This window comes from Streptomyces sp. NPDC059668 (genome assembly GCF_042734135.1).
Taxonomy (GTDB): domain Bacteria; phylum Actinomycetota; class Actinomycetes; order Streptomycetales; family Streptomycetaceae; genus Streptomyces.
Genome location: NZ_JBHWEL010000012.1, coordinates 1 through 23,754 on the forward strand (window position 1 = coordinate 1; position 23,754 = coordinate 23,754).

Annotated in this window: 24 protein-coding genes and 1 tRNA gene; 14 read left to right on the forward strand and 11 right to left on the reverse strand. The window is 69.0% G+C overall.

All coding sequences use genetic code 11. The annotated features are described in order from the left end of the window. The 6 genes from ACFV2J_RS11860 to ACFV2J_RS11885 form a co-directional block, all read right to left on the reverse strand. Window positions 1-2,667: ATP-binding protein (locus tag ACFV2J_RS11860; protein WP_385438352.1), on the reverse strand; the 2,667-nt coding region annotated here is incomplete at its 3' end. Window positions 2,668-2,870: 203 nt separating this feature from the next. After that, window positions 2,871-3,203: a trypco2 family protein gene (locus ACFV2J_RS11865; RefSeq protein ID WP_385087526.1), complete on the reverse strand. Its 333-nt coding sequence runs from the start codon at window positions 3,201-3,203 to the stop codon at window positions 2,871-2,873. Window positions 3,204-3,972: 769 nt separating this feature from the next. Further along, window positions 3,973-5,106 (reverse strand): hypothetical protein, encoded by a 1,134-nt coding sequence (locus ACFV2J_RS11870; RefSeq protein ID WP_385438355.1) that lies wholly within the window; start codon window positions 5,104-5,106, stop codon window positions 3,973-3,975. Beyond that, the gene (locus ACFV2J_RS11875) at window positions 5,090-5,518 is read right to left on the reverse strand and encodes a hypothetical protein (RefSeq protein WP_385087522.1); all 429 of its coding nucleotides are present in this window, start codon (window positions 5,516-5,518) and stop codon (window positions 5,090-5,092) included. The genes ACFV2J_RS11870 and ACFV2J_RS11875 overlap by 17 nt, the downstream gene beginning before the upstream one ends. Before the next feature lie 404 nt (window positions 5,519-5,922). Further along, entirely contained in the window at window positions 5,923-6,300 is a 378-nt protein-coding gene (locus ACFV2J_RS11880; protein WP_385087520.1) for a hypothetical protein, read from the reverse strand. Further along, window positions 6,297-6,746 (reverse strand): NUDIX hydrolase, encoded by a 450-nt coding sequence (locus tag ACFV2J_RS11885; protein ID WP_385087518.1) that lies wholly within the window; start codon window positions 6,744-6,746, stop codon window positions 6,297-6,299. The genes ACFV2J_RS11880 and ACFV2J_RS11885 overlap by 4 nt, the downstream gene beginning before the upstream one ends. 30 nt (window positions 6,747-6,776) lie before the next feature. On the opposite strand from ACFV2J_RS11885, the gene ACFV2J_RS11890 reads away from it, so the two are divergent. Continuing rightward, window positions 6,777-7,556, forward strand: coding sequence for a GntR family transcriptional regulator (locus ACFV2J_RS11890; RefSeq protein ID WP_385087516.1), 780 nt, complete (start codon window positions 6,777-6,779; stop codon window positions 7,554-7,556). 33 nt (window positions 7,557-7,589) lie between these two features. Here ACFV2J_RS11890 and ACFV2J_RS11895 read toward each other — a convergent pair whose 3' ends face one another. Then, window positions 7,590-8,093 carry a YfbM family protein gene (locus ACFV2J_RS11895; protein WP_385087514.1) on the reverse strand — a complete coding sequence of 168 codons (504 nt, stop codon included), beginning with the start codon at window positions 8,091-8,093 and terminating at the stop codon, window positions 7,590-7,592. A 202-nt stretch (window positions 8,094-8,295) separates the two neighbouring features. Between ACFV2J_RS11895 and ACFV2J_RS11900 the strand changes: the two genes are divergently transcribed. The 10 genes from ACFV2J_RS11900 (at window position 8,296) to ACFV2J_RS11945 (ending at window position 14,529) form a co-directional block, all read left to right on the forward strand. Then, a complete protein-coding gene (locus ACFV2J_RS11900; RefSeq protein WP_385087512.1) occupies window positions 8,296-8,652 on the forward strand; it encodes a hypothetical protein in 357 nt (118 codons plus the stop codon). A 2-nt stretch (window positions 8,653-8,654) separates the two neighbouring features. Next, the gene (locus tag ACFV2J_RS11905; RefSeq protein ID WP_385087510.1) at window positions 8,655-10,010 is read left to right on the forward strand and encodes an FtsK/SpoIIIE domain-containing protein; all 1,356 of its coding nucleotides are present in this window, start codon (window positions 8,655-8,657) and stop codon (window positions 10,008-10,010) included. Between the two features lie 85 nt (window positions 10,011-10,095). Beyond that, window positions 10,096-10,302: a hypothetical protein gene (locus tag ACFV2J_RS11910; RefSeq protein WP_385087508.1), complete on the forward strand. Its 207-nt coding sequence runs from the start codon at window positions 10,096-10,098 to the stop codon at window positions 10,300-10,302. Further along, the gene (locus ACFV2J_RS11915; RefSeq protein ID WP_385087506.1) at window positions 10,302-10,970 is read left to right on the forward strand and encodes a DUF2637 domain-containing protein; all 669 of its coding nucleotides are present in this window, start codon (window positions 10,302-10,304) and stop codon (window positions 10,968-10,970) included. The genes ACFV2J_RS11910 and ACFV2J_RS11915 overlap by 1 nt, the downstream gene beginning before the upstream one ends. An 18-nt stretch (window positions 10,971-10,988) precedes the next feature. Continuing rightward, window positions 10,989-11,180, forward strand: a complete 192-nt coding sequence (locus ACFV2J_RS11920) for a mobile element transfer protein (RefSeq protein WP_385087504.1) — start codon at window positions 10,989-10,991, stop codon at window positions 11,178-11,180. Window positions 11,181-11,189: 9 nt separating this feature from the next. Continuing rightward, entirely contained in the window at window positions 11,190-11,345 is a 156-nt protein-coding gene (locus tag ACFV2J_RS11925; RefSeq protein WP_329526416.1) for a hypothetical protein, read from the forward strand. Between the two features lie 20 nt (window positions 11,346-11,365). Next, window positions 11,366-11,683 (forward strand): SpdD-like protein, encoded by a 318-nt coding sequence (locus ACFV2J_RS11930; protein ID WP_385087502.1) that lies wholly within the window; start codon window positions 11,366-11,368, stop codon window positions 11,681-11,683. A gap of 88 nt (window positions 11,684-11,771) precedes the next feature. After that, a complete protein-coding gene (gene repSA, locus ACFV2J_RS11935) occupies window positions 11,772-13,187 on the forward strand; it encodes a replication initiator protein RepSA (protein WP_385087500.1) in 1,416 nt (471 codons plus the stop codon). Continuing rightward, window positions 13,184-13,396: a helix-turn-helix domain-containing protein gene (locus ACFV2J_RS11940; protein ID WP_385087498.1), complete on the forward strand. Its 213-nt coding sequence runs from the start codon at window positions 13,184-13,186 to the stop codon at window positions 13,394-13,396. Before repSA ends, ACFV2J_RS11940 begins: the two co-directional genes overlap by 4 nt. Then, entirely contained in the window at window positions 13,396-14,529 is a 1,134-nt protein-coding gene (locus ACFV2J_RS11945) for a tyrosine-type recombinase/integrase (RefSeq protein WP_385087496.1), read from the forward strand. The genes ACFV2J_RS11940 and ACFV2J_RS11945 overlap by 1 nt, the downstream gene beginning before the upstream one ends. 92 nt (window positions 14,530-14,621) lie before the next feature. Here the strand turns inward: ACFV2J_RS11945 and ACFV2J_RS11950 are convergent. Then, window positions 14,622-14,696, reverse strand: a tRNA-Val gene (locus ACFV2J_RS11950). Between the two features lie 223 nt (window positions 14,697-14,919). Here ACFV2J_RS11950 and ACFV2J_RS11955 point away from each other — a divergent pair. The 3 genes from ACFV2J_RS11955 to ACFV2J_RS11965 all read left to right on the forward strand — a co-directional run bounded on the left by ACFV2J_RS11955 (window position 14,920) and on the right by ACFV2J_RS11965 (window position 18,450). Further along, window positions 14,920-15,699: a DUF4097 family beta strand repeat-containing protein gene (locus ACFV2J_RS11955; RefSeq protein ID WP_385087494.1), complete on the forward strand. Its 780-nt coding sequence runs from the start codon at window positions 14,920-14,922 to the stop codon at window positions 15,697-15,699. 371 nt (window positions 15,700-16,070) lie between these two features. After that, complete coding sequence (locus tag ACFV2J_RS11960; RefSeq protein ID WP_385087492.1) at window positions 16,071-17,363, forward strand: hypothetical protein; 1,293 nt, start codon at window positions 16,071-16,073, stop codon at window positions 17,361-17,363. Between the two features lie 301 nt (window positions 17,364-17,664). Continuing rightward, on the forward strand, window positions 17,665-18,450 hold the full coding sequence (locus ACFV2J_RS11965; protein WP_385094770.1) for a DUF4383 domain-containing protein: 786 nt from the start codon (window positions 17,665-17,667) through the stop codon (window positions 18,448-18,450). 52 nt (window positions 18,451-18,502) lie between these two features. Here ACFV2J_RS11965 and ACFV2J_RS11970 read toward each other — a convergent pair whose 3' ends face one another. The 3 genes from ACFV2J_RS11970 to ACFV2J_RS11980 form a co-directional block, all read right to left on the reverse strand. Further along, window positions 18,503-19,660 (reverse strand): amidase domain-containing protein, encoded by a 1,158-nt coding sequence (locus tag ACFV2J_RS11970; protein ID WP_385094767.1) that lies wholly within the window; start codon window positions 19,658-19,660, stop codon window positions 18,503-18,505. A gap of 139 nt (window positions 19,661-19,799) precedes the next feature. Continuing rightward, window positions 19,800-21,101, reverse strand: a complete 1,302-nt coding sequence (locus ACFV2J_RS11975; RefSeq protein ID WP_385094764.1) for a hypothetical protein — start codon at window positions 21,099-21,101, stop codon at window positions 19,800-19,802. Window positions 21,102-21,161: 60 nt separating this feature from the next. Beyond that, window positions 21,162-23,501: a transglycosylase domain-containing protein gene (locus tag ACFV2J_RS11980; RefSeq protein ID WP_385094761.1), complete on the reverse strand. Its 2,340-nt coding sequence runs from the start codon at window positions 23,499-23,501 to the stop codon at window positions 21,162-21,164. Between the last annotated feature and the right edge of the window lie 253 nt (window positions 23,502-23,754).

Below are 23,754 nucleotides of genomic sequence, written 5' to 3' on the forward strand. Positions count from 1 at the left end.
GTTGGACTGGTTGTTCAGCGAGCCGGCGAGGTCAGGGAGGAAGGCGTCGGGTTGTTGGTCGGCCAGGGCTTCGCGGATCTCGACGGCGCGGGTGATGGCAGTGAGGGCCTCTTCCCCGCGCCCCAGCTGCGCCAGGCGGTTGGACTGGTTGTTCAGCGAGCCGGCGAGGGCGGGGAGGAAGGCGTCGGGTTGTTGGTCGGCCAGGCCTTCGCGGATCTCGACGGCGCGGGTGACGGCAGTGAGGGCCTCTTCCCTGCGCCCCAACTGCGCCAGATGGATGGACTGGTTGTTCAGCGACATGGCGAGGTCGGGGAGGAAGGCGTCGGGTTGTTGGTCGGCCAGGGTCTGGTAGGTGTCGACGGCGCGGGTGATGGCGGTGAGGGCGTCTCCCCTGCGCCCCACGGCGGCCAGGTGGTTGGACTGGTTGTTCAGCGACATGGCGAGGTCGGGGAGGAAGGCGTCGGGTTGTTGGTCGGCCAGGGCTTCGCGGATCTCGACGGCGCGGGTGACGGCAGTGAGGGCGTCTTCCCTGCGCCCCAGCTCCGCCAGGCGGACGGACTGGTTGTTCAGCAGGGTGGCGAGGGCGGAGAGGGAGGTGTCGGCTGTTTCGTGGTATTCGACCAGGATTGTGGTGAGGGCGGCGGCCCATTCGCTGAGCGCGAGGGTGGCGTGCGGGATCTGATCGTGTAGCGAGTGCAGCAGGGTGATGTCCGAGGTGGTGTGGGTCAGTTCGGTGAGGGCAGTGATCAGGGGTGCGGGGTGGGGGGTTCGGGTGGCGGTGGCCAGGGCGGCGGGTGCCAGGACCGTCGGAGCGCTGGTGACGGCGTCACGCAGGATGCGGCTGATCGCCTCGTGGTGCGGGGGGTGCTGGCTGGTGCGGGCCAGGATGGTCAGAGCCTGGGTGGCCTGTGGGCCGGGCAGAGCGGTGAGGATGCGGGTGAACAGGGCCGGTTCTCGACTGGCCTCTGTTCCAAGGTGGTGCTCAGCGATCCGGTCGGGCTGGAGGCTGCCCCATTCCGTTTCCGCCGGTGTGGGGTACAGGTCTGTGAGCCAGGTGGTCAACTCTCCGCGTGCGGCGGCCGCGCTGTCGTCGGTCAGGCCTGGCAGGTGCGCCAGAAGGGTTCGGGCGTCGTCGCGGTCGGCTGCCGGGACCATGCAGGCCAAGGCAACAGCGAGAGAGCGTGTCTGCGTCCCGGTGCGTTCCCCACGCAAGCCCTTCCGATGCTCAGCGGTCTCGTCCCAGTAGGTGCGCTCGTGTCCCAGGAGCCGGCCTTCCAACGAGCGGGCCGGATCGGTGGGCTGTGGGATACCGGTGGCGTCGAGCAGGGCGAGGAGCGCGGCCATCTGCACCGACAACGGGGTATCGAACTCGGATCCGGTCAGTGGCGGTCGGGCGGCCGGAGCGAGCACGGCAGGGAGAAGGGCCGACCAGTCGACGGCGGGCGACAGGCGGTGCAGACGCCTGCTGAAGTCGCTCACCGCCCACTGGTAGGCGCTGACACGGCTGTCGGGGGTGTGGTGCAGGGCCGGTACAGGGGTCACGGGCGCGCTGGCCAGCGCCTGGCCGTGGGGGTGCTGGGCGGCGCGGGTCCACCAGTCGCCCGCGGCGCGCGCCAGGGCCAGCACCCGGACCGGGGCGATGACATGGCCATGGTCAACGGCGGCGAGCAGGGCATGGAGTTGCTGTGTGCGGGTCTCGGAGTAGTCGACCACGACCAGCAACGGTCGGCGCGCCTGTGACAGGACGTCCAAGAGCACGGTGTTGTTAGTGGTCAGACGGATGGTCGTCCAACCCCGGACCGCCATCCGGGCGGCGAGTTCGCCAGACAGCCGGGTCTTGCCCGCACCACCCCCACCCGTGAGCAGCCGCACGCGCACCGAGCTCCCATCCCACCCCCAGACGCCGTCTGCAGCCGCGCTCGGTAGGTCGGCCTGGCCACCCTCGGAGACAGGCTCGCACCAACGTTCCAGATCCTTCAGGAGGGCGTCACGGCCCATGAAGGACACCACCGCCTGCTCGGGGCGGAGCAGGTCAGCAGGAGATCGCGGTGGCCTGGGAGCGGCAAGGAGGTCGGTGACGTCCTGTAGATCGGCAGGTTCCAGGAGCATCGGCCGCCCTGTGTGCTCCTCCACCAGTCGGCGCACCTGAGGATCCGACGCCAGCATGTAGGCGGGCACGGCTTCCAGCTGGGTATGACTCCAGCCGGGCGCGTCACCGACCACTACGCCGGTCAGTAGTGGCAGCATGTCCGGTCTGCTGCCGCACCACAGTGCCGCACCCGACATCCCACCCCACGGTGAGGCCTTCTTTGCCGCCCGGCCGTCCTCCCGCCGTTCGCTGCCCTCCAGTGGTTCGGCTCCCATGCCGCCGGCCAGGATGTAGCGGTCCCGGTCCCGGCCGCTCTCCGGCAGCACACGCCCGTCCCGCTGCACCAGCGACACCGCCCGTGCGCCGGCCTTCCCGGCCTCCGGGAAACCGAGTGCCTGCGCCGGACAGGCCCGCATGGTCACCAGTCGGCCCCACCGCACCCCAGGCAACGGCCCTTGCGACAGATCCCCGTCCGCCAGAAGCAGCGCAGCGTCCCACCCCTGCGGTCCGTCCTCCAGCCGGTGCCACACGACCTGGCACTTCACCAGACCTGCCCGACCAGGAAGCTGCACCGACACACGTGAAGGGTCCTTAAGCACGTGCGCGGCCGTCAGCACCAGCCGACCCCCCAGCACATACCCCGACCCCCGCGCCTCCCCGGACCGCACCACCGTCACCCGCGCCCTGTCCACCGTGACCAGTCCCCACGATCGCGCCAAAAAACCGATACACACGTACCCGCCCCACCCACGTCCCACGGCAGCGAACGGGATGTGTGGCTCTACTCGCCGAAACGCGAACCCAGCAACTCGCCCGTCTCATCGGGGCGGTCGGTGTTCACGTGATAGGCGCCGTTGGTCACCGTGTCCTTCGGCGTCAACACCAGCTTCACCCGGTGCACCGACGCCTTCGACACCGACGCCTCCGCATCGGCCGAAACCACCCATGCCTTCAGCCCGGCCTTGCCTTTGGCCTCCTTGCGCATCTCCACGGAGAACTCCAGCTCCACCGGACCGACTTCAAACCGCGGGCCAGCGCTACTGCCTGCCGCCGCAGCCACCAACTCCGCCCTCAGGTACTCGACAGCCTCCGCGATCCCGATCTCTTCAGCCACTCCAGACCCCTCCCTCTCGAAGCGCACAACGACCGAGCACGCTGGACAACGCACCCACGCAGACGACCACCACCACCTCATGAGTTCCCACGACGTCCCACACGCCAAAAGGTGATCGAAACCCGACCGAAACAGCCCCATTCCGACCGCATATGCTCGATCCGGCACGCCGAAGCGCCGAAGCTGGGGGCGCCACTTCAGTCGGGCCTATTTCTTCTTGCCCTGGGTCTTGTCGGGGATCTCGGCGACCTGCTGCTTCCCAGCTCAGGCGCGGTGGGTTCGTGCGCCTAGTCGTCGTCGTTGGTCGTCATTGGCCGCTGTTGAGCAACCTCGGACGGCCCAGAGACGGCCCAGCTTCCGCACGCTCGGCCGACAGCCGGCACCCTCGATGCGCGCCGCCTGAACCTCAGCCGAAGACAGTCAGCCACGACGGCGGGTGCGTCGACCGACCACGCACGCGTATGCCTCGCTCCGCCCCCACGGGCCTCAGCCACGCCGTCGGTGCCGTCGACCAGAGCAAGCCGTGACGGCGGGCCCGTGCCGACAGTGCCTGAACCCTTAGCTCGGGAAGCTGCGATCACTCGTGGCTGGCTGAGGCGCCAGCCTGGGCGGACAGCCGGTTCGCGGGCTGGATGCGGTTGTGGTGCACGGTGTGCTGGCTCACGCTCTTTGAGAGGCCCTTCTTGCATGCCTCCACACCGAACAACTCACCCGAACCAGCGCGCCGTTCGAACCTCACCGACCACACGAGCGGATAGAGAACCGCCAGTTAGACCGGCCGATAGAGAATCGCACGCGGGATTAAGTCGCGGCAGACATGATCGACAAAGAGCTTCTGCAGGCCCCAGTGAGTGCGGTCCGACAACTGCCAGAACCTCACTCCATAAAATTCAGGAAGAATGCTCAATCTGCAATATCGAACTTGCCGCCTAACTATCTTCTTCCGACGGCAGGCTTGTGCGTATCGTTGAGCTCTAGCGGAATCTCCAAGCACAATCGCCAGATGGTGAAATATTTCCATCACCACGAAGAAGTATCCACTTACGAGTGACGCACACTTGACCGCCTGGCCGACTCTTTGGGTGAAACTATCACCCGCGTCGCGGCCCAGGGTGTCGTGGACATGTGCATTTACGTTCATCTGAAATGCCATGCAATCGGCGGCGACTTCCCTTCCCACGATACGGGAAGGGAAGATAGCCGAAGTCGGACGGAAGAAGCCTTGCATGACCATCTCCCGCAGCACGTCAAAGTGCTCCAGCCTCAAGTGCCCAATTTCATGCAGGAGGAGATGCCTACTGCTGGCCCGCCTAAAAGAATGGGCGTTTCTAATGGTAGACGGAGAGCGCGGAACCTCGTCAATAATGTGACGAATTACGCTTCTGTCATGATGGATGAACGCAAGAAGGTATCGGATGATGTAATCGTCGATCAATTTTAGCTTCTCTGGATCGAAAATAGGGCCTCGCTCCGAAAGTGCCCTGGGGACTGCCCATGCCAAATCCGCCATCAGATCACAGACCAAGGGGGACAGGGCGATGATGAACTTGGACCTGTCTCCCGGAAGTGGGAAGGTACGGGATTCAAGTGCAAACGACCCTAGGAGGATGGCTTCGATCGAGCCCGCCAACTTACGCGTCTGGCGACACTCCGTCTCACTCTCCTCCAGCATGGCGAACGTCCCGAGGATTTCGTCTAGAATTCCGCGCAGGCTCAGGTTGGCTTCCCAGAACCCCGCCCAACCATCTCTGCCTTCACGGGGAACTGCGTAATGCTCGATGAATTGCTCGTCGGCGAAAGTGCGAGCCAGTAATGCCGCTTCGCTTGCTAGTTCCAGATTCTGATATTCGGCAAAATGCGCGCTTCGCGCTATTTCACCCTCACCCTCATACATCGGCACCACTTCCAGAAGGATTCGCGCCGGACGCCTGATCGCCCCCACGTTTGGCGAGGATTGCGAGCAAGTTCTGCTGCAGCCCCTCCGCGTCCCGGACTTCGATTTCGCCGCTGCGGTGGCGAATCACGACCATACCTCGCGGAATGGATTTGTCTGAGCGTATGGACAGCGACCGCGAACTCCTGGCGTCGATAAAAACTCCTCGCTTGAACATGCGGCGAAATCGTTCAATCGCAAAGGTCAATGCCGTGAGGGACGAGGAGCCTACGATTAGAATCTCGTCAAGCGGTGCGCTTCCGTGTGCGTCAATGATTTCGATCTGCCCCACGCCGGCAATTTGCAATTCCGTCGTGACGATACCTTGCTCTTGGGCATCGGTTGAAGCGAGAATATGGAAACGGATTTCTATTTCCATCATTTTCCCCTTGCTGCGGATGAGTCTCCGACTCCCTACCCTGAAGCTTCCTTGCGTAACCCACGCAGCGACCCGGTAAGCATCACCTGCAACAGGCGCATCGATACCGGTCAGGATTACCGACTGGCAAGAAACGGAGATGGAAATGCAAACGGAGAAGAGGAAGGCCAGACGGCTGCGCGATCACGTCCGTGCCACCAACCTCTTGAGATGGCACACCTAAGCCGTGGAGCCGACCGCCCCAGCCACGACGCCCCTCTTCTCTGGCGTCAGGTGGCTGACAGCTCTGAGCGCGGTCTGGGCGCCAGCCGGGCTGGAGCGGGGCGGAGACAGGAGCGCAGGCCCGGCCGGGGGCCGGGCCGCGCGCGGGGAGCGGAGCGAGCCGCCTTGATGAAGTAGGGAAAGTCTTATCCCTCGGGCAGCTGGCGCTCTCGTCGGTACTCGTCGAACAGGGCGAAGAACAGCTCGACTGCCGGAGTGCCGGCCGCCTGCGCCTCGCGTTCGATCTCGGTTGGCCATCCAAGAGGGCTGTGACGCCCGAGCCGTAGCCAGAGCCACTCTGCGAAAGGTCCCTGCGAGCCGGGGTTCCAGAAGTCGAAGTCTTCGGCGATACCGTGCACGGCCATCGCGGCTCGGTAGCCGATCAGCATGGAGTTCAGGTGCTCCAGGGAGTTGCCTCGCAGCCACATGCCGGGGCGAAGGCGTACCTGGTCGAGGAACTCGTGGACGTTGGACAGCTCGGCGAGTTGCCTCGGCTGCTTACGAGGGTTGCTCGCCTCTGTCATGGGGTGAGCAGTTGTCTGCCGTCGTGGCTCCGCACATGAGGCCCGTTGTCGTCCAAGGCGTCCAGCAGCCTGACGGCAAAGGCCTCCGACATCCACTCGTTGACCTCGTCAGGCGTGAGCCACGAGACCGCCGTGGACTCGGCCGAGGTCCGTTCGGTGCCGCCTGACGGCTTGCAGCGGAAGACCAGGGCGACGACGCCGCGGGTCATGTTCTTGTAGACGCCGGTGAGTTCGCCCACCTCGACGTGGATGCCCGTCTCCTCCAGGACCTCGCGGGCGACGCCGGCCTCCGGGGTCTCTTCGAGTTCGAGGATGCCGCCCGGGAGCTCCCAGGTGCCGTTGTCAGCTCGGCGGATCGCCAGGAGGCGGCCGTCCTCGCGCACCACTACTCCCGCCACGGACACGGAGTGCAGGGGAGGCGCTGTCGCTTCCTGTGGTTGACTCATGTAGAGGAGCTTAGGAGGCAGGGAAGGACTATGGGAACTGCTGCTGGAGGGGGCGCTTCCGGGCCTCGGTACGTGCAGATCGCGGAAGAGATCGTGCAGCAGATCCGGGCGGGGGTCCTCAAGCCCGGCGACATGGTGCCGAGTGAATCCGAGCTGGTGGACCGCTACGGCGTGTCCGGCGGCACGATCCGTAAGGCCATGGTCGAGGTACGGGCGAGCGGTCTGGTCGAGACCCGGCACGGCAAGGGCTCGATCGTGAAGGACCGCCCTCCGGTGCGGCACCGGTCCTCCGACCGATTCCGGCGTTCGCTCCGGCAGGGCGGCCAGGCGGCCTACCTCGCGGAGTCGGCCCAGTCCGGCGCCACCGCCAAGGTCAGCGTCCTGTACATAGGGCCCATGGACGCACCCGAGGATGCCGCTCGACGCCTCGGCGTGCCCGCCGGCGCACAGGTGCTGGCCCGTCGGCGTCTCTACTTCCGGAACGGCACGCCCGTCGAGGTCGCCACCTCCTACCTCCCCTGGGACGTCGTGAAGGACATCCCGGAGCTGTTCGCCGAGAACCCCGGCGGTGGTGGCATCTATGCCCGACTCGAAGACCACGGGCATGAGTTCGCGGAGTACGTCGAGACGCTGCAAGCGCGGCCGGCCTCGAAGTCGGAAGCCTCGGAGCTGGCGTTGAGCCCGGGTGCGCCCGTGGTGCATCTGATCCGGGAAGCCCGTACGACCGCGGGTCTCGTGGTCGAGGTGTGCGACACGCTCATGGCCGCTGACCAGTTCGTTTTCGAGTACCGCATTCCCGCCGCCGACTGAAGCCCTCAACTGGGAGCAGCGGAAAGGGCTGGGCTAGTCGAGCCAGACGAGCATGGCGTCTCCAGCGCTTGCTGCCGCCTGGAAGAACTGGCCGAGCGCTTCGTAGTGGTCCGTCACGTACTCCAATGACTCGCCGCGCTCCCAGACGATGGTCGGATAGATCTTTGCCTTGGCAAGGTCGGTGGGGCTGACGCCCTCCGTCAGAGCAGCGCTGGGAGTTGTGGCGAACGCGTCGGCTGCCGCGCGGACCCGTTCCACGGTGAGGTACCGGGGCGGTCCGTAGCCCCAGTCCTCGGCGCCGGGTATCTCCTGCTCACCGCGAACCACTGCGACCGGGAAGCCGATGCGCCGCAGCAAGAAGTGGAGGGCATGCCAGGCCTTGTCGATGTCGTGACTGCGCGCGTCCGGCAGTTCCGGCCGTCCCTCCGACTCCGTCTCGATCAGTTCGTCCAGCCACTCCAGAATCCAATCCGGATCACTGATGGCGCGGTCAAGTTGGGCAGGGGTCATGCGTGCGTACTCGCCGATCATGCTCATGGCCGGAGATTAACCGCGTGCACTGACAGTGCGGTCGAGCTGGTCAGGGCGCCTCCGGCCTCCGTGCCGCCTCAACTCCCCACCGAGCGGCGTGACTTCTTTGCTGTGGCGGGTTGACTCATGTACAGGAGTGTTGCACTCTTCTTCATGTCACTCATGTACATGAGTGACGGAGTCCACCACCTATAGAGGAGTACCTGCTGTGCGTCAGATTCCTGTCGACACCTCCACCGCCGTCGTGATGGTCGCCAAGACCCCGCAGCCCAAGGTCAAGGACCGCCGGACGGGCGAGATCGCCATGGACATCGAGTCCGGCTCGAAGCTCATGACGGTCGACGTGATGTTCGCGGCGAACGAGGAGGTGGAGATCCTGTCCATCACCGTTCCCGAGCCCGGGATCACCGGCGACCTGGCCATGGGCACTCCGGTCGCGCTCACCGGCCTCGTCGCCCGGCCCTGGGAGAACGACTTCAACGGTCAGAAGCGGCACGGCATCGCCTTCCGTGCGGTGGCGGTCACCTCGCTCGCCGGGACCGCCGCCGAGCCCAAGGCGGCCTGATCATGACCGGATACACGGTCGCTCTGGTGCTGGTCGTCGTCACCGCGGGTCTCCTGCGGTGGCGGCGCCCCGCCTGGTACTGGCTCGCCTTCGGGGTCACACTGGCGGCGTTACGGGTCCTGGTCCGGTACGGCACTGTCATGGACGCGTGCGGCCTGACCGTTCCGCCCTCACGGTGGCGTCTCGCCGTCGCACGGGCCACCAACCGGCCCGCACCAGAGTTCCGCCCGCCGCGCATCCAGCGGCTGCGGCCGACTCGCACCGGCCTGGTCCTGCGGCTCAAACTCCGCCCGGGTCAGGACGCGTTCGACATCGCGGCCGCCTCGGACCGCCTCCGGCACTCCTTCTCGATGTACGGCGTGACCTCGCGTGAGCTGCGCTCCGGCGTCGTCGAGGTGCGGATGACCGGCTACGACGTACTCAAGCGGGTGCAGATGCCCGCAGCGTCCGAGTCTCGGCCTATGCGGGTCCCCGTCGCACTGCGGGAGGACGGCTCGGTGCACTACCGCGACTACCGGGCGATACCCCACGCCCTCACACTCGGCGCCACGGAGTCCGGCAAGTCCGTCTATCAGCGCAACCTGGTCGCCGGGCTCGCCCCGATGGACGTCGCCCTCGTCGGCATCGACTGCAAGCAAGGGGTCGAGCTGTTCCCGCTGGCCCGCAGGTTCTCCGCGCTGGCCGACAACCCCGACACCGCCGCGGAACTGCTCGAAGCGCTCGTGTCGCGGATGGGAGACGTCTACCAGCTGATCCGTGCCCAGCAGCGGATCACCGCCGACGTGCCGGACGCGGAGATCGCCGCCGACATCTGGGACCTGCCCGACGGACTGCGTCCGACCCCGGTCGTCGTCCTGGTCGACGAGGTGGCCGAACTCGCCCTGTACGCGAGCAAGGAGGAGGAGAAGCGGCGGGACCGCATCATCACCGCTCTGGTCCGCCTCGCCCAGCTCGGCCGCGCCGCCGGCATCTACCTCGAAATCTGCGGACAGCGCTTCGGGTCCGAACTCGGCAAGGGCATCACCATGCTCCGCGCCCAGCTCACCGGCCGTACCGCCCACCGCGTCAACGACGAGACTTCCGCCAACATGGCCTTCGGTGACATCTCCCCGGACGCCGTCCTCGCCGCCATCCAGATCCCTGCCGAGCTGCGGGGGATCGCCATCGCGGGCGACTCCAGCGGCGGCTGGCACCGCATCCGTGCCCCGCACACCTCGCTCCGCCAGGCCGTGAACCTCTGCAACCGGCACGCCGACCGGACGCCGGACCTGCCCGAGCTGGAGCCCTTCCGCCCCGCTCTCACCGGTCCCGCCGCCGCTCCCGTGCCCTCGGTCAAGCCTTCGCCGGCCACCGCCTGATCTCTCGCCCTCCTCCAACGGCCGGCGCGACCGCCTTCACGCCAAGTCCCTACCCCCGCCATGCCTGATGAAGGGAGAACCCGGCATGTGCCCGAACTGCGAGGACTTCGCCCGGACCGTGCTCCTCCTCGGCCAACTCGCCCTGTACGCCGACATGGGCGGCGCCGACCTCGACTTCGTGGAGTCGGTCAGCTCGTCCCTCGCCGTCTCGTTGCCCGAGCCGCCGCCCGGCGTGTTCCCGCCCGGCTACGACCCCGATGGCGGCCCCGCCTACCCGGGTGAGGACTCCTGATGGGAGCCCGTCACGGTCTCCGTATCGACGCGGTGCTGGTCCAAGCCGTCCTCGCCGGTGCCCTGTCCTTCGCCCACCTGCACGACCTGGCCGCCGCTGCCGGGCAGAACGGCTGGAAGGCATGGGCCTACCCGGTCAGCGTCGACCTGCTCCTGGTCGCGGCCTGGCGGCGCCTGCGTAGTGAGGGCCCGTCCCGGCTGGCCTGGTGCTGGTTCCTCATCGCCCTGTTCGCCTCCCTCGGCGCCAACATCGCCACCGCCGGATTCCTCGACCTGTCCGACCCACCCGCGCCGCTCCGCCTCGGCATCGCCGGATGGCCCGCGCTCGCCTTCCTCGGCGGAACGCTCCTCGCCCACTCGTCCGCTGCGGAGCCAGAGCCGGTTCCGCCGGCACCCGCCCCGGACACGTCAGACGCCGAACCCCAGCCTCCGGAAGCGGCCGTGACCGAGCCTGCCCCGGCCGCCGAACCGGCCCCAGCCCCGACAGAGGTTCCGGCTCCCGCCCCGACGCCCGCCCCACCGGTCCCCGCCGTCCTCGTCGACCACGCCCGCAAGGTCGCCGACGAATACCGCGCCCGCACCGGGGCCCCGATCGACACCGACACCCTGCGCTCCCGCCTCGGCGTCCCGCCCCACCTCGCGGACGCCATCGCCGCCCACCTCGCCTGACCAGGAAGGAGACACCCGATGCCCGCCCGCGACAACTTCCACTCGGTGATGCGGATCGGCCCCGTACAGATCGGCACGCACCGCGACCGGAACGGCCGAACCGCACACGCCGCCGTCTGCACCGCCGACCGCTGCGGCTGGTCCGCCGACTACTCCAGTCAGTCCGCCGCCCAGCTCGCCGCCCGCACCCACCGCTGCCGCGTCCGCTAGGAGGCCCACGTGCAGGTTCCGCTCTGGCTCGCTCTCCTCGCCGTCGGCTACCTCGGCGTGAAGCTCATCCGCCCGCCCTGGTGGCTCATCGCCGTACTGCTCCTCGGCGGATTCCTCCTCGCCGACAGCGTCTTGGCCCCCGTCATCGACACCGCCGTCAAGTAACCGCGAAAGGCGAACCGCCCATGTTCCGGCCCAAGCTCCCGACCATGCCCCAGCCCACCGGCCTGACGACCCCGCCCGCTGTCATCCAGCCGACCACCATCACCCCGGGCACGCCGGTCCTGCCGCCGACGTCCGTCTCCCCCGCCCCGTCGCGCCCGGTCGTCCAGCTCACCCCCGGCACCGCGCTCGCGCTCGTCGGTGGCGGCACGGCCGTGGTCCTGGTCGTCGGCGCCGTCCTCGTCTCGCTGCTTCTGGCCGTCGCCATCACCGGCGCCTCTGTGGCTGTCTGCGCCGTCGTCGTGCGCTCTCTGCTCGCCTCCGACGCCAAGCGGCGCTGATCGGCCCCCGGGCGGCCTCGATACCGCCAAGCGTCCGCCGCCGGGGAGCCGTCCCTGTCCGATCTCGCAACCGGAAGGAACACCCAGCATGGCCCACCGGGCCTCTCCCGCGACAACCAAGGCTCGTGTCCTGCCGCTCGATCCGATCACCCTCGGAGACGTCCTCCGAGTCGCCTCCGCCTCCGACTACTCCCGCTGGGAGGAGCAGATCCGCCGCACCGGCGGCTGCTCCGACCCGATCCACCTCACCGGCTGGGTCCTCCACAAGGACAGGAACACCGGCGAGACCCTGCACCACTACTCCACCGAGAACGAACCGGGCGGTCGCCTCCGCCTCGCCTGCGGCAACCGCCGCGCCTCCCGCTGCCCCTCCTGCGCCTGGACCTACGCGGGCGACACCTATCACCTGATCCGTGCCGGCCTGGCCGGGGACGACCGCCGGGACATCTCCGCCGCCGTCCGCGACCACCCGCGCGTCTTCGCCACGCTCACCGCCCCCTCGTTCGGCCCGGTTCACAACCGCCCTGATCACGACGGCTCCTGCCGCTGCGGCAACCCGCACGCGTCCGACGCCTCCGAGCTGGGCACGGCGCTCGACCCCGATACCTACGACTACGCGGGCGCCGTCCTGTTCAACAACCACGCCGGACAGCTCTGGCAGCGCTTCACGACGCGACTCCGCCGCGAACTCGCCGCCCGCGGCGGCCTGGCCCGCCGGGAGCTCCCCGACCACCTGCGCGTCTCGTACGGCAAGGTGGCCGAGTTCCAGAAGCGCGGTGCCCTGCACTTCCACGCCGTCGTACGCCTCGACGGCTCCGAGGGACCCGGAACGCCGCCGCCCGTCTGGGCCACGGTCGGCCTCCTCACCGACGCGATACACGCCGCCGCCACACACGCGTACACGTCCGTCTCAGTCCCGGCCGCCGACGACCAACCCGCCCGGACGTTCCGTTGGGGCCGACAGCTCGACGTTCGCCCGGTCAAGGCATTCGGCGACGGCTCCGACATCACCGAACAGGCCGTGGCCTCGTACGTGGCCAAGTACGCCACCAAGGCCGCTGAGAACACCGGCACGTTGGACCGCCGCATCGGTGAACTCTCCGAACTCGACCGACACCAGGTGCCCGACCACACCCGGCGACTCATCACCGCGTGCCGCGACCTGGACAGCCTGTATCCGGACCGGCGCCTCTGGGCCTGGGCCCACATGCTCGGCTTCCGCGGGCACTTCTCGTCCAAGTCGCGCACGTACTCCACCACTCTCGGCGCCCTCCGCCAGGAACGCGCCGACTACCGGGCTGCCCAGGAGGCTTCCGTCCTCGGTCTCGACGATCGAGAGCCGGACACCGTCCTCGCCCTGGTCGACTGGCAGTACGCCGGCCACGGCCACACCCCAGGTGAATCCGTCCTCGCCGCGACGATCGCGCGAGACCTCCAGAGCAACCGGGAGACAGCCCGCGAAGCCCTACGCGACCAACTCGCCCTGGAAGGAGCCGCAGCATGAAGGACCGATACCTCAGCGTCGATCAGGTGGCCGAACTGCTCGGCACCTCGGCGCGCTTCCCCCGCCGGCTGATAGCCGAGCGGCGCATCACCTTCGTGAAGGTCGGCCGTCATGTCCGTATCCCGGAGAGTGCCGTGGACGCCTACATCACGGAGCACACCGTGGAGCCGATCACGGCCCGTGCCACGCGATTGAAGGCGGTGGCCTGATGGCGAACTCCAAGGGGCGCCGTCGCCGCTTCGGCTCCGTGCGCAAGCTGCCCTCCGGCCGCTTTCAGGCCCGCTACCGGGGTCCGGACGGCCTGATGCGTACGGCTGACGCGACGTTCGGGACGCAGACCGATGCGGACCGCTGGCTGGTCAAGCAAGAGGCCAAGATCCTCGACGGCGACTGGACGAACCCCGACGTGAAGATCGCGTTCGGTGACTTCGCGCAGTCGTGGTTCAAGGATCGTGACTACGCGGCCACCACGCGGGAGCGCAACGCGGGCGTGCTCAACCGGCACATCCTGCCGACGTTCCGCGCGGTCCCCCTGCGGGAGATCACCACGCCACAGGTACGACGCTGGCGTACCGAACTCCTCGACGCGGGAGTCGGGCCGGCCACCGTCTCCAAGGCGTACCAAGTCCTCCGGGCCATCATGAACACGGCCGTGGATGACGGGCTGATCGAACGCAATCCGTGCCGGGTCAAGGGCGCGGGCACGGTCACCCACACCGAGCGGCCGTTCCTCTCTGTACCCGAGGTGTACCGGCTCGCCGACGCGGTTCCGCCGCACTGCCGCGCCCTGGTGCTCCTGGCCGCGTTCGCCGCCCTCCGCTTCGGCGAGCTGGCCGCGCTCCAGCGCCGGGACATCGACCTGGAGGCCCGTACCGTCTCCGTCCGCCGTTCGTACTCCGAGACCCGGACGGACGGCCTCACCGTCAAGGCGCCCAAGAGCGCGGCCGGCGTCCGCACCGTGGCGTTCCCGGCCTCGCTCGTGCCCGAGTTGGCGCACCACCTGGCGGAGCATGCGGAAGCCGGCCGCACCGGGCTCGTCTTCGTCGGGGCCCGCGGCGGTGTCCTGCGGCGGAACAACTTCCGGCGTATCTGGCTCCGCGCTCTCACCGCGACCGGTCTCGGTGACGTCCACTTCCACGATCTCCGGCACACCGGGAACACGCTCGCCGCGACCGGCGGCGCCACCACCCGCGAGTTGATGCAACGGATGGGCCACTCGTCGGTGCGGGCCGCGCTGGTCTATCAGCACCTCGTCAACGGGCGCGATCACGAGATCGCCGACTACGTGGACGGTCAGATCCGGAAGGTGAAGCGGCCTCCGCGCGGACCATCTGGCACGTGAGTGGCACGGCGGCGAAAAATCGCCGAGAAAGATCAAGGCCCAGGTCTCCGGCTTCGCACCGGTTGACCTGGGCCTTAGTCGTGTCCCGAACCTGGTGGGCGCGGACGGTTTCGAACCGCCGACATCCGCCTTGTAAGGGCGGCGCTCTACCGCTGAGCTACGCGCCCAGGACGAGTCGACAGCCTACATTGCCCGGGGGCCTGCCCCGCAAACCCGTATTCGCGCCGGAAGGGACCGGTGGACCCCGGTGGACGGGGGTTAACCCCACCCCCGATCCGCCAGCCGCCCGGATCCCCCGCCGGGGCCCCGCTCCGTACGGTCGAAGTGCGTCGGAGGAACGTGCCCGAGGGGCCCGGCGCACTCGCGTTCTTCTCAGGGGGATGGATCTTCATGGCACGTACAGCGCGCACCCGGACGGTGGCCGTGACCGGCGCCGTCGTGGCTCTCGTCGGCACACTCGCGGCATGCGGCGCCGGCACCGGCGCCGAGGACGACCAGCACCCGGACCACCGGTCCTTCGCCCTGCACGGGCGCACCCTCACCGTGGACTCGGACGACTCCGCGCTCGAACTCGTGGTCGCCGGCTCCTCGGGCACGGACACCGTCGAGGTCACCCGGTGGTTCCAGGGGCACGTCGTCGTCGGCGGCGACCCCCGGGTGACCTGGGCGATGAAGGACGACCGGCTCGTCCTGCGGATGAAGTGCTCCGGCATGATCGCCGACTGCAGCGCCAAGCACCGGATCGTGGTGCCGTCCGGTGTCGCCGTGAACGTCGTCGACGGGGACGGCAGCGTACGGGCGAACGGCTTCGCGGCGGCGTTGAAGATCCGCACCTCGGACGGCAGTGTCCGTGTGACGGACTCCTCCGGCCCGCTGGACCTGCGCAGCGGCGACGGCTCGATCAGCGCGCTCGACGTGGACTCGCGCCAGGTACGTGCCCGTACCGAGGACGGCTCCGTGCGGCTCGGACTCGGCGTCGTGCCCGACCTGGTGGAGTCCCGCAGCGGCGACGGCTCCCTCACCATCGAGCTGCCGCACCACGCCTACCGGGTGTCCGCCGGGAGCGACGACGGCTCGGTGCACGTGTCCGTGCCCCGGGACCCGGCCGGCTCCCACCGGGTCTCCGCCCACACCGGCGACGGGAGCATCACCGTACGCACCGCGAAGTAGCCCGCGGTCGGGCCGGGGATCGAGGCGATGATCCGAGGCACCGATTCGAGCCGACGGTTCGAGGCGGTGATCCGAGGTCGACGGTTCGAGGCGGTGATCCGAGGCGACGGTTCACGCTCGCGGTTCGAACTTGCGGTTCGAACTTGCGGTTCGAACTTGCGAACCTTTCGGCCCGTGTGTTCGTCCTCTACCGGTGGGAGAATGACACCGGTACAGGGTGGATGACAGCACGGGAGAGGGATGTGACGGCGACGACATCTTCAGAGCCGCACACACCGTCGTCGTCAGGCGCGCCCTCGGTACGCCCACGCCGTGCCCGTCGCCCTGGTGGACACCGTGACGCGCGTGGGTACCGTGGCGCGCTGACGCTCATGACGCTCCCCCTGCTCGCCGCGCTCGTCCTGCCCGCCGCGTTCGCCGGCGGCGGCACCCGCCGGTGGTTCGGCGGACGTTCCGAGAGCCAGCGGGCCGAGGCGCAGGCCGCGAAGGACGCCGCCGCGGCCGCCTTCTACGAACTGGACACCGCCCAGCGGGATCTGCGGATCTCGATCGAGACGATCACCGCTGTCGACGACTCCCCCGCCGCCCGCCGCGCCGTCTCCGACTTCGAGGCGCTGGGGCGGCGCATCGACGAGGCGAGCGGGAAGTACATCGAGGCCGTCGACGCGCACGACCTCGACCGGGACGAGCTGGAGGCCTCGGTCGCCGCGCACGCCCGTACCGAGCTGACCGCCGCCAAGGACGAGCTGAACCGGGTCAAGGGCGAGCTGGACCGGTACGCGCAGGGGCTCGGTCCGCTGCTCGGCAAGGCCGAGACCCAGCTGGCCCGCCTCGCTCCGGCCGTCGAGCGGGCCCGCCAGGCGCTGCTCGGCGCCTCGAACGCGCTCGACGAGGTGCGTGGCTCCGGGCTCACGGCGGACGATCTCGCCGCCCGTCTGGCCGCCCTCGGACCCGAGCTGACCAGGCTCAACCAGGGTGCCGGGCAGCACGGCGTGCCCGAGACACTGGAGCGTGCCGAGCGGGTCTCCCGGGAGGCCGGGGCGGTGCGCGCGGAGGCCGAGCGGCTGCCGGAGCGGGCCGCCGAGATCGACCACCGGCTGGTGTCGCTGCGCACCCGCGCCCAGGCGCTGACCACCCGCGCCGGGCAGGTGGAGCCGGTACTGAGCGAGCTGCGGCGCCGGTTCACGTCCGCGTGCTGGCAGGACCTGCAGCACGTACCCGACCACGCCGCGGAGAACGTACGGCAGGCCGAGCTCAAGCTGAAGGAGGCGCAGGCAGCGCGGGACGCCCAGCGCTGGCCGGACGCGACCTCGCTGCTGTCCACCGTGCGGGCGCTGCTCAACAGCACCGACGAGGCCGTGTCGGCGGCCGGCGACCGGCTGCGGCGGCTGAACGCCGTCGCCAAGGATCCGCAGCAGGAGATCGACCGCACCCGGTTCGCCCTGCGTGACGCCCAGCGGCTGGCCATGGCGGGCCGCAACACGCCGGACCCGCGACACGCCCGTCCGCTCGACGAGGCCGTGGGCCGCCTGGACCGCGCCGTCGCCACGCTGGAGGGGCGCCATCCCGACTTCTGGTACTTCCTGACCGAGACCGAGGCGGTACGGGGAGCGGCGGCGCGGGTCGTCTCCCAGATCCGCGGGGAGCGTGGAGCCGGGGCCTGACCGCCCTCCTCGGGCCGACTGGGGCCTGACCGCAGCCCGCGCCGCGGCCCGACCGCTCCAAGCCCGCGCCGCGGCCCGACCGCTCCAGGCCCGCGCCGCGACCTGACCGCTCCGGGCCCGCCCCGGCACCCCGCCGCCCCCGCGCCCGCCCCTCCCCGCTTCCCTCCCGGCCGGACCGTCCGACTGCGGACAGTCCGACGCGGACCGTCCGACGCGGACGGTCCTGTGGTGGCGGTCCCGGCCGTGCGGGCGGATGCTGGTGGGTACGTACGGCCTCCGCTAGCTGGAGAGGGAGGCGGATATGGCCACGCACGTACTTCGTCCCGGACCCAGGAAGCGCTTCGCCCTCGACGAGCACCTGCCCGTCGATCACCGGCTGAGCACGTTCTACCGGATAGGCGCGGGCCTGATGGGCCTGTTCCTGCTCGCCTTCGGCATCCTGGGCGTGACCGACAACATCGGCTTCTTCACCACCCACGGGGACACCGTCGTGGGGCTGAACACCAACGGCACGCTCAGTGTCGTGTCGATCTGCGCCGGGCTCATCCTGTTCGCGGGCATGGTGATCGGCGGGAACGTCGCCTCGACCGTCAACATGGTCCTCGGCGTGCTGTTCATCCTCAGCGGCTTCCTGAACCTGGCACTGCTGGACACCAGCTTCAACTTCCTCGCGTTCCACATCCAGAACGTGCTGTTCAGCTTCGTGGTGGGCGTCCTGCTGATGTTCTTCGGGATGTACGGGAGGGTCGGCTCGGCCCTCCCGCACGACAACCCGTACTGGAAGGCCCGCCATCCTGAAGCGCGGGACCAGGAGGAGCGGGTCCGGACCCTGCAGGAGTCGGCCACGGCGACGGCGCTGCAACAAGGCCGCAGCACCCCGGAGGCCCCGGGGACCCCGGGAGCCACCATCTCCAGGGAGAAGGGGCGGGACCCCCGGGCCATGGGGCCCGGACGCGGAAGCCGCGACGCCGCGGACCCCGGGAGCGAGGACCCCGGCACCACCCCGGGCCACGGCACAACTCCCGGCCCCGGCCCCGGCAACACCATGGGCCCCGGGAGCAGGGATCCCGGGACCATGGACCCCTAGATCACGTGGCCGGCGGTCACGTAGTCGGCGATCACGTGGCCGATCACGTCGATCAGGTGCGGTAGGCGTAGTACGCCGAGTTCGGGTACGACGCGATGAGGCTCGACACGGACCGGCGGTAGGTGTCGGTGTCGTGATAGGTCAGGTACGGCACGCCGCTGGAGCTGCGGTACGACGTGATCATGGTGTGGTCCTTGGACCCGTCCTTGTCGAAGTCCATCTGCATGACGTCGCCGACGTCCATCTGGTAGACGTTCGCCAGCGGGGTGGTCCGCCGGTCGGTCTGGGTGAACCAGGACCACTCGTTCACGCCGACCCAGGAGTCGGACTGCCCCGAAGTCCCGTAGTACCAGGTGCCGTAGTCCTCGTCCGAGGACGTCACCGACTGCCAGCCGCCCGCCTTCAGGGACTGGCTCACATAGTTGGTGCAGTCGCCGCCGGCCGAATTGAAGCTCCGGTAGGCGGTGTTGTAGTTCTTCCAGTACTTCTCGGCGTACGCGGCCATCGCCGCGTAGTCGTACGTGCCGCCGGTGAGCTTCTTGGCGGCGGCGGGCGCGGGATACGTGGTCGCCGCCCTGGGGGCGTCGATGACGGCCATCGGGGCCACGCCCGCCGGCGCGGCGGTCACCGGCTCGTTGACCTGCCGGGGACCCTCGTCCGTCGAGCGCAGACCGGACAGCTTCCAGGTGCCGTCCGCCTGGGCGGCGAAGGTCAGGACGTGGTGCGCGCTGAAGCCCGTCGTGGCGGGTTCGTCACCGCGGATCCTCCGGTACGTGAGGACCGTGGTCTCGGTGACCCAGGCCGTGGCCCGCTTGCCGGCCACCCGGGTCCGGTCGACGGTGACATCTGTGTCGGCGGCGGTGTAGGCCTCGCCCAGCGCCGCGAGACGGGACCGGGTGCCGTGCAGGGAGGTCACCGCGGTGTCCTCGGTGCGCGTCAGCGCGGCGGACAGGGAGACCCGCCGCTTCCCCGCGGCGTTCACGGTCGCCGACGGCGCCGCGTGGGGGGCCGCTGTCCCGGGGACCAGCAGGGCGTCGGTGCGGTCGGTCAGCACGGCGTCCGCGATCCGGCCGAAGGCGTCGGCCGTCGCCCGGTCGGCGGTCAAGGGCGCGTTCGCCGCGTGGGCGGTGGACAGGGGCAGCAGGACGGCGGAGAGGGCGACCGCCACCAGCACGGCCGAGCGGCCGCCGCTCGGCGTCTGTGATCTCACTGATGATTCTCCTTGGTCCCCCGGTCGGGCGCCGGGGAGGGAATCTTTACATGCCTCGTCCAACTGGGTTAAAACCGGGGGGATTTCATGGAGACTAGGCCAACTCCCTTATCAGAAAGGTAAGTTGACGGGCCGACAGCTACTTCACCACCGTCGACCAGTCCGGCGACTGCGCGGGATCCAGGCTGCGCAGCCGCTCCAGGGTCGCGGGCTTCTGCACGTCGAGCCAGTCGGCCAGTTCCCGGAAGGACACACAGCGAACGCCCTTCTTGGTGCAGACGTTCTTGACGACCTGATCGATGGACTTCATGTAGATGCCACCGTTCCAGTCCTCGAAGTGGTTGCCGATGAAGAGCGGCGCCCGGCTGCCGTAGTACACGCGGTCGAAGCCCGCCATGTACGACTGCACGGTCTCCTGCTCCCACTGCGGGTACTTCGCCGGGTCGCCCGTGGTCTCGCCGCCGGACTGGTTGTAGAGGAAGTTGAAGTCCATGGACAGGCCCTGGTACTTGCCCTTCTCGTACGGCAGCATCTGGAGCGGGAAGTCCCAGACGCCCTCCTGCTTGGTGGGCCATATCTGGTACTGGCCGGCGGAGCTGGCGTCGTAGCGCCACTTGTACTTCTTGGCGGTGGCCTTCATGGCCTTGAGCAGGTTCGGCTGCCCCTCCAGGCACGGCGCGCGGCCGCCGTTGACCTCACGCGCGGGGTCGAAGGGCAGGGCCGGCAGGTCGGTGTAGCCGGTGTTGGTCTTCCACTTCTCCACGAAGGAGAAGAACTGGTCGATCTCGCTCTCCCACTCCGCCACACTCCAGTCCCCGCCGCCCTTGTCGCCGCAGAAGTGGCCGTTGAAGTGGGTGCCTATCTCGTTGCCCTCCTTCCACGCCTCGCCCAGCTGCTCCAGCGTGGTGCGGATGTGCTCGTCGGTGGGATAGCTGATCGCGGCGGAGCCCGGCGAGTGCATCGGCGGCTCGTAGAGCGTCTTCTTGGCCTTGGGCAGCAGGTAGATGCCGGTCAGGAAGAACGTCATGTGGGCGTTGTATTCCTTGGCCATCTCCGTGTAGTGCGAGAAGAGCTTGTCGTCGCCCTGCAGAGCGCCGTCCCAGGAGAAGACGACGAACTGGGGCGGCTTCTCGCCCGGCTTGAGTGGTACGGGCTTCAACTCGCCCTTCTGCGGGCCGCTGTAGGACGTGGAGCCGTCCCCGAGCACCTTGGTCTTCCCGTCCCACACAGGCTCCTTGGGCGCCTTCCGGGCGGCACTGGAGCCGCGTCCGGCGGACGCGGCAGGAGTGGTGCTGTCCGAGCCCCGCAGGGCGAGGAAGGTGGCCGTGGAGGTGGCCACGACGAGGAACGCCGTCATCGCCACGAAACTCTGGCGGGCGGACGTGGCAGCGGAACCGGGAGCGGGCTCACGGCGGCGGCGCCGGCTGTGCTTCGAGTTCATACGGGGCACATTCTGGGAGGGGGGCGGACGGAGCGAGGGACGGCTTCTCGGCCGTCGTGGTCAGCCGAGCGGGCTCATGGCGCCGGCCCAGATGCCGTACGGGACATCGTCGTCGGGGGTGCCTGCGATCCCCTTGAGCGGCAGCGGTTCGAGGCTCTTGGTGAGGTCCAGGCGGTAGAGGACGACGGCCGTCGACACGGAACGGTTCGTGCCCACGTACCAGGCGGCCTTGTCGTCGTGCGTGGTGCCGGCCTTCCCGGCCGCCTGCGGCGCGGACTGGGACGCGGCGGGATGCGCCTCGCGGAAGGAGTCCGTGAGCGCCTCGGTGACCTGGGCGGCCACCTCGGGGCGTACCGCGCGGTGGGGCCGGGGCGTGATCAGGGCCACCGAGGAGCCGTTGCGGGTGATGCGTCGCACGGAGTACGGCTCGGTGTGCGACCCGTCCGCGGCGAAGGTGGCGTAGGAGTTCGCCATCCGGATCGCGCTCGGGGTGGAGCTGCCCAGCGACAGCGCGGGCACCTGCGGCCCCAGGCTGGAGGAGAGCAGTCCGCTCGCCTCGGCGGTCTGCCGCACCTTGTCCAGTCCGGTGTCCATGCCGAGCTGCATGAACGGCACGTTCACGGACTCGGCCAGCGCCTTGCGCAGACTGATCGGCCCGTAGGACTTGTTGCCGTCGTTGTGGGCGGCGACCTTCTTGCCGCTGCGGTCCCAGTAGGGGCCCTCGGGCGTGGAGACGGGGACGCCGTCGTCACCGTCGTAGACGGACTCGGGCGAGACCGGTGTCGCCGTGCTGTCGCGGGTCTTGTGAATCCCGTGCTGGAGCCCGGCGGCGTAGACGAACGGCAGGAAGGCCGAACCGGCCGGGACGGTCGTCGCGTTGGACTCGTTGTAGCCCTGCGTCCGGTGGTCGGGACCGCCGTAGACGGCGAGTATCCGGCCGTCGTCGGCCACCGAGGCGGCCCCGTAGTGCGCGGTCTTCGCCGTGGCGGGGTCGCCCTTCACCGCCTTGTCGCGGGCCTTGGTGACGGCGTCGGTGAGCGCGGTCTCCCGCTTGCGGTCGAAGGTCGTGTAGATCTGGTAGCCGCCCAGGTCGAACTCCTTGTCGGAGATGTGGCCGGACTTCTTGGCGTACTGGGTCGCCAGCTCCACCAGGTAGTCGCTCTGCTTGCCGGTGTCGTAGACGCGGCCCTGCTTGAGCGGCTCGGGGAACTTCGTGTACTGGGCGCGCTCGGCGGGCGACAGCTTGCCGATCTTGACCATGCGGTCGAGGATCCAGGACCACCGTTCCACGGCCCGGTCGTGGTTCTTCCGGCTCAGCGTGGGGTCGTAGAGGCCCGCGCCCTTGAGGAGCGAGGCGAGGAAGGCGCCCTCGCTCGCGTTGAGCCGGCTCACGTCCTTGCCGTAATAGGCCTGGGCGGCGCGCTGGAGGCCGTAGGTGCCGCGGCCGAACCAGCTGGTGTTGAGGTAACCCTCCAGGATCTTGTCCTTGCTCATCCTGTTGTCGAGCTTCAGGGAGATCATGGCCTCGGTGAACTTGCGGCTCACCGTCTGGTTCTGGGTCAGATAGACGTTCTTGACGTACTGCTGGGTGATCGTCGAACCGCCCTGGGTGTCCCCCTGGCCCACCGTACGCACCAGGGCGCGGCTGATGCCCTTGAAGGAGATGCCCGGGTCGGAGTAGAAGCTCTCGTTCTCCGCCGCCAGCACCGCCCAGCGCACCTGCTCGGGTATGTCCTTCAACGGCATCGCCTGCCGCTGCACCCACCCGGTGCGGGCCATGGGCGTGCCGTCGGACCAGAAGTAGACGTTGTCCTGCTGGGTGGCATAGGTGTTGAGGTTCTTGGGAATGTCCGTGGCGGCGTACGCGATGGCCAGCAGCGAGGCGCTCAGGCCGACGGCCAGGCCCCACGCCGCCAGCCACTGCCGCCACGAGGGCACCCAGCGCCGCCAGCCGGTCCGGCCCGGCCGGGGGTAGTCCGGTTTCAGACGGCGGGCGAAGGGCACGAGGCGCGCGGCGAGGGCGGAGGACTGCACGGGCCGGCGACGGGAGCCACGATGGCGTGAATTCGCCCCTCGATCGGCTTGTTGTGTGTCGTCCTCCGCGCCCGGGGGCTCCTCGGCGGACGTGTCGTCGGGGACGTCGGCCCGCGGCGGTATACGAAGCTGGGTGGTCTCCTCGGCGGGAGGGTCCGCGCGCGGCGGTACGCGGAGCTGCGTGGTCTCCTCGGCGGGCGGTACACGAAGCTGGGTGGTCTCCTCGGCGGGGCGGCCGGCGCGCGGCGGTATACGCAGCTGCGTGGTCTCCTCGGCGGGTGTCTCGTTGCCCGTACGCCGGCCCGCGGCGTCCTTCGGTTCGCCCTCGCGGCGGCCGGCGCGGCCGTCGTCCTGCGGTTCAGCCACGGCGGGCTCCGGCGCGTGGACGGCCCAGAGGATGCGGGGCATCCCTGCGATGCCATGCCTCGGTCACGACTGCGTCTCCCTCCGCACTTCGGAATTGCGCGCGCGGGCAGATGCAGCGGCCGCTCATGCGGCTGCGAGCCCCCCTCCCCGACCTTGCGGCTCGTCGCGGCCCTCTTAAATTATCAGCGACTAATACGATCTCTTCGCTCAGGAACGAGACAGAAATGTTCCGGAGCTCGAGCAGGCTTGGCGC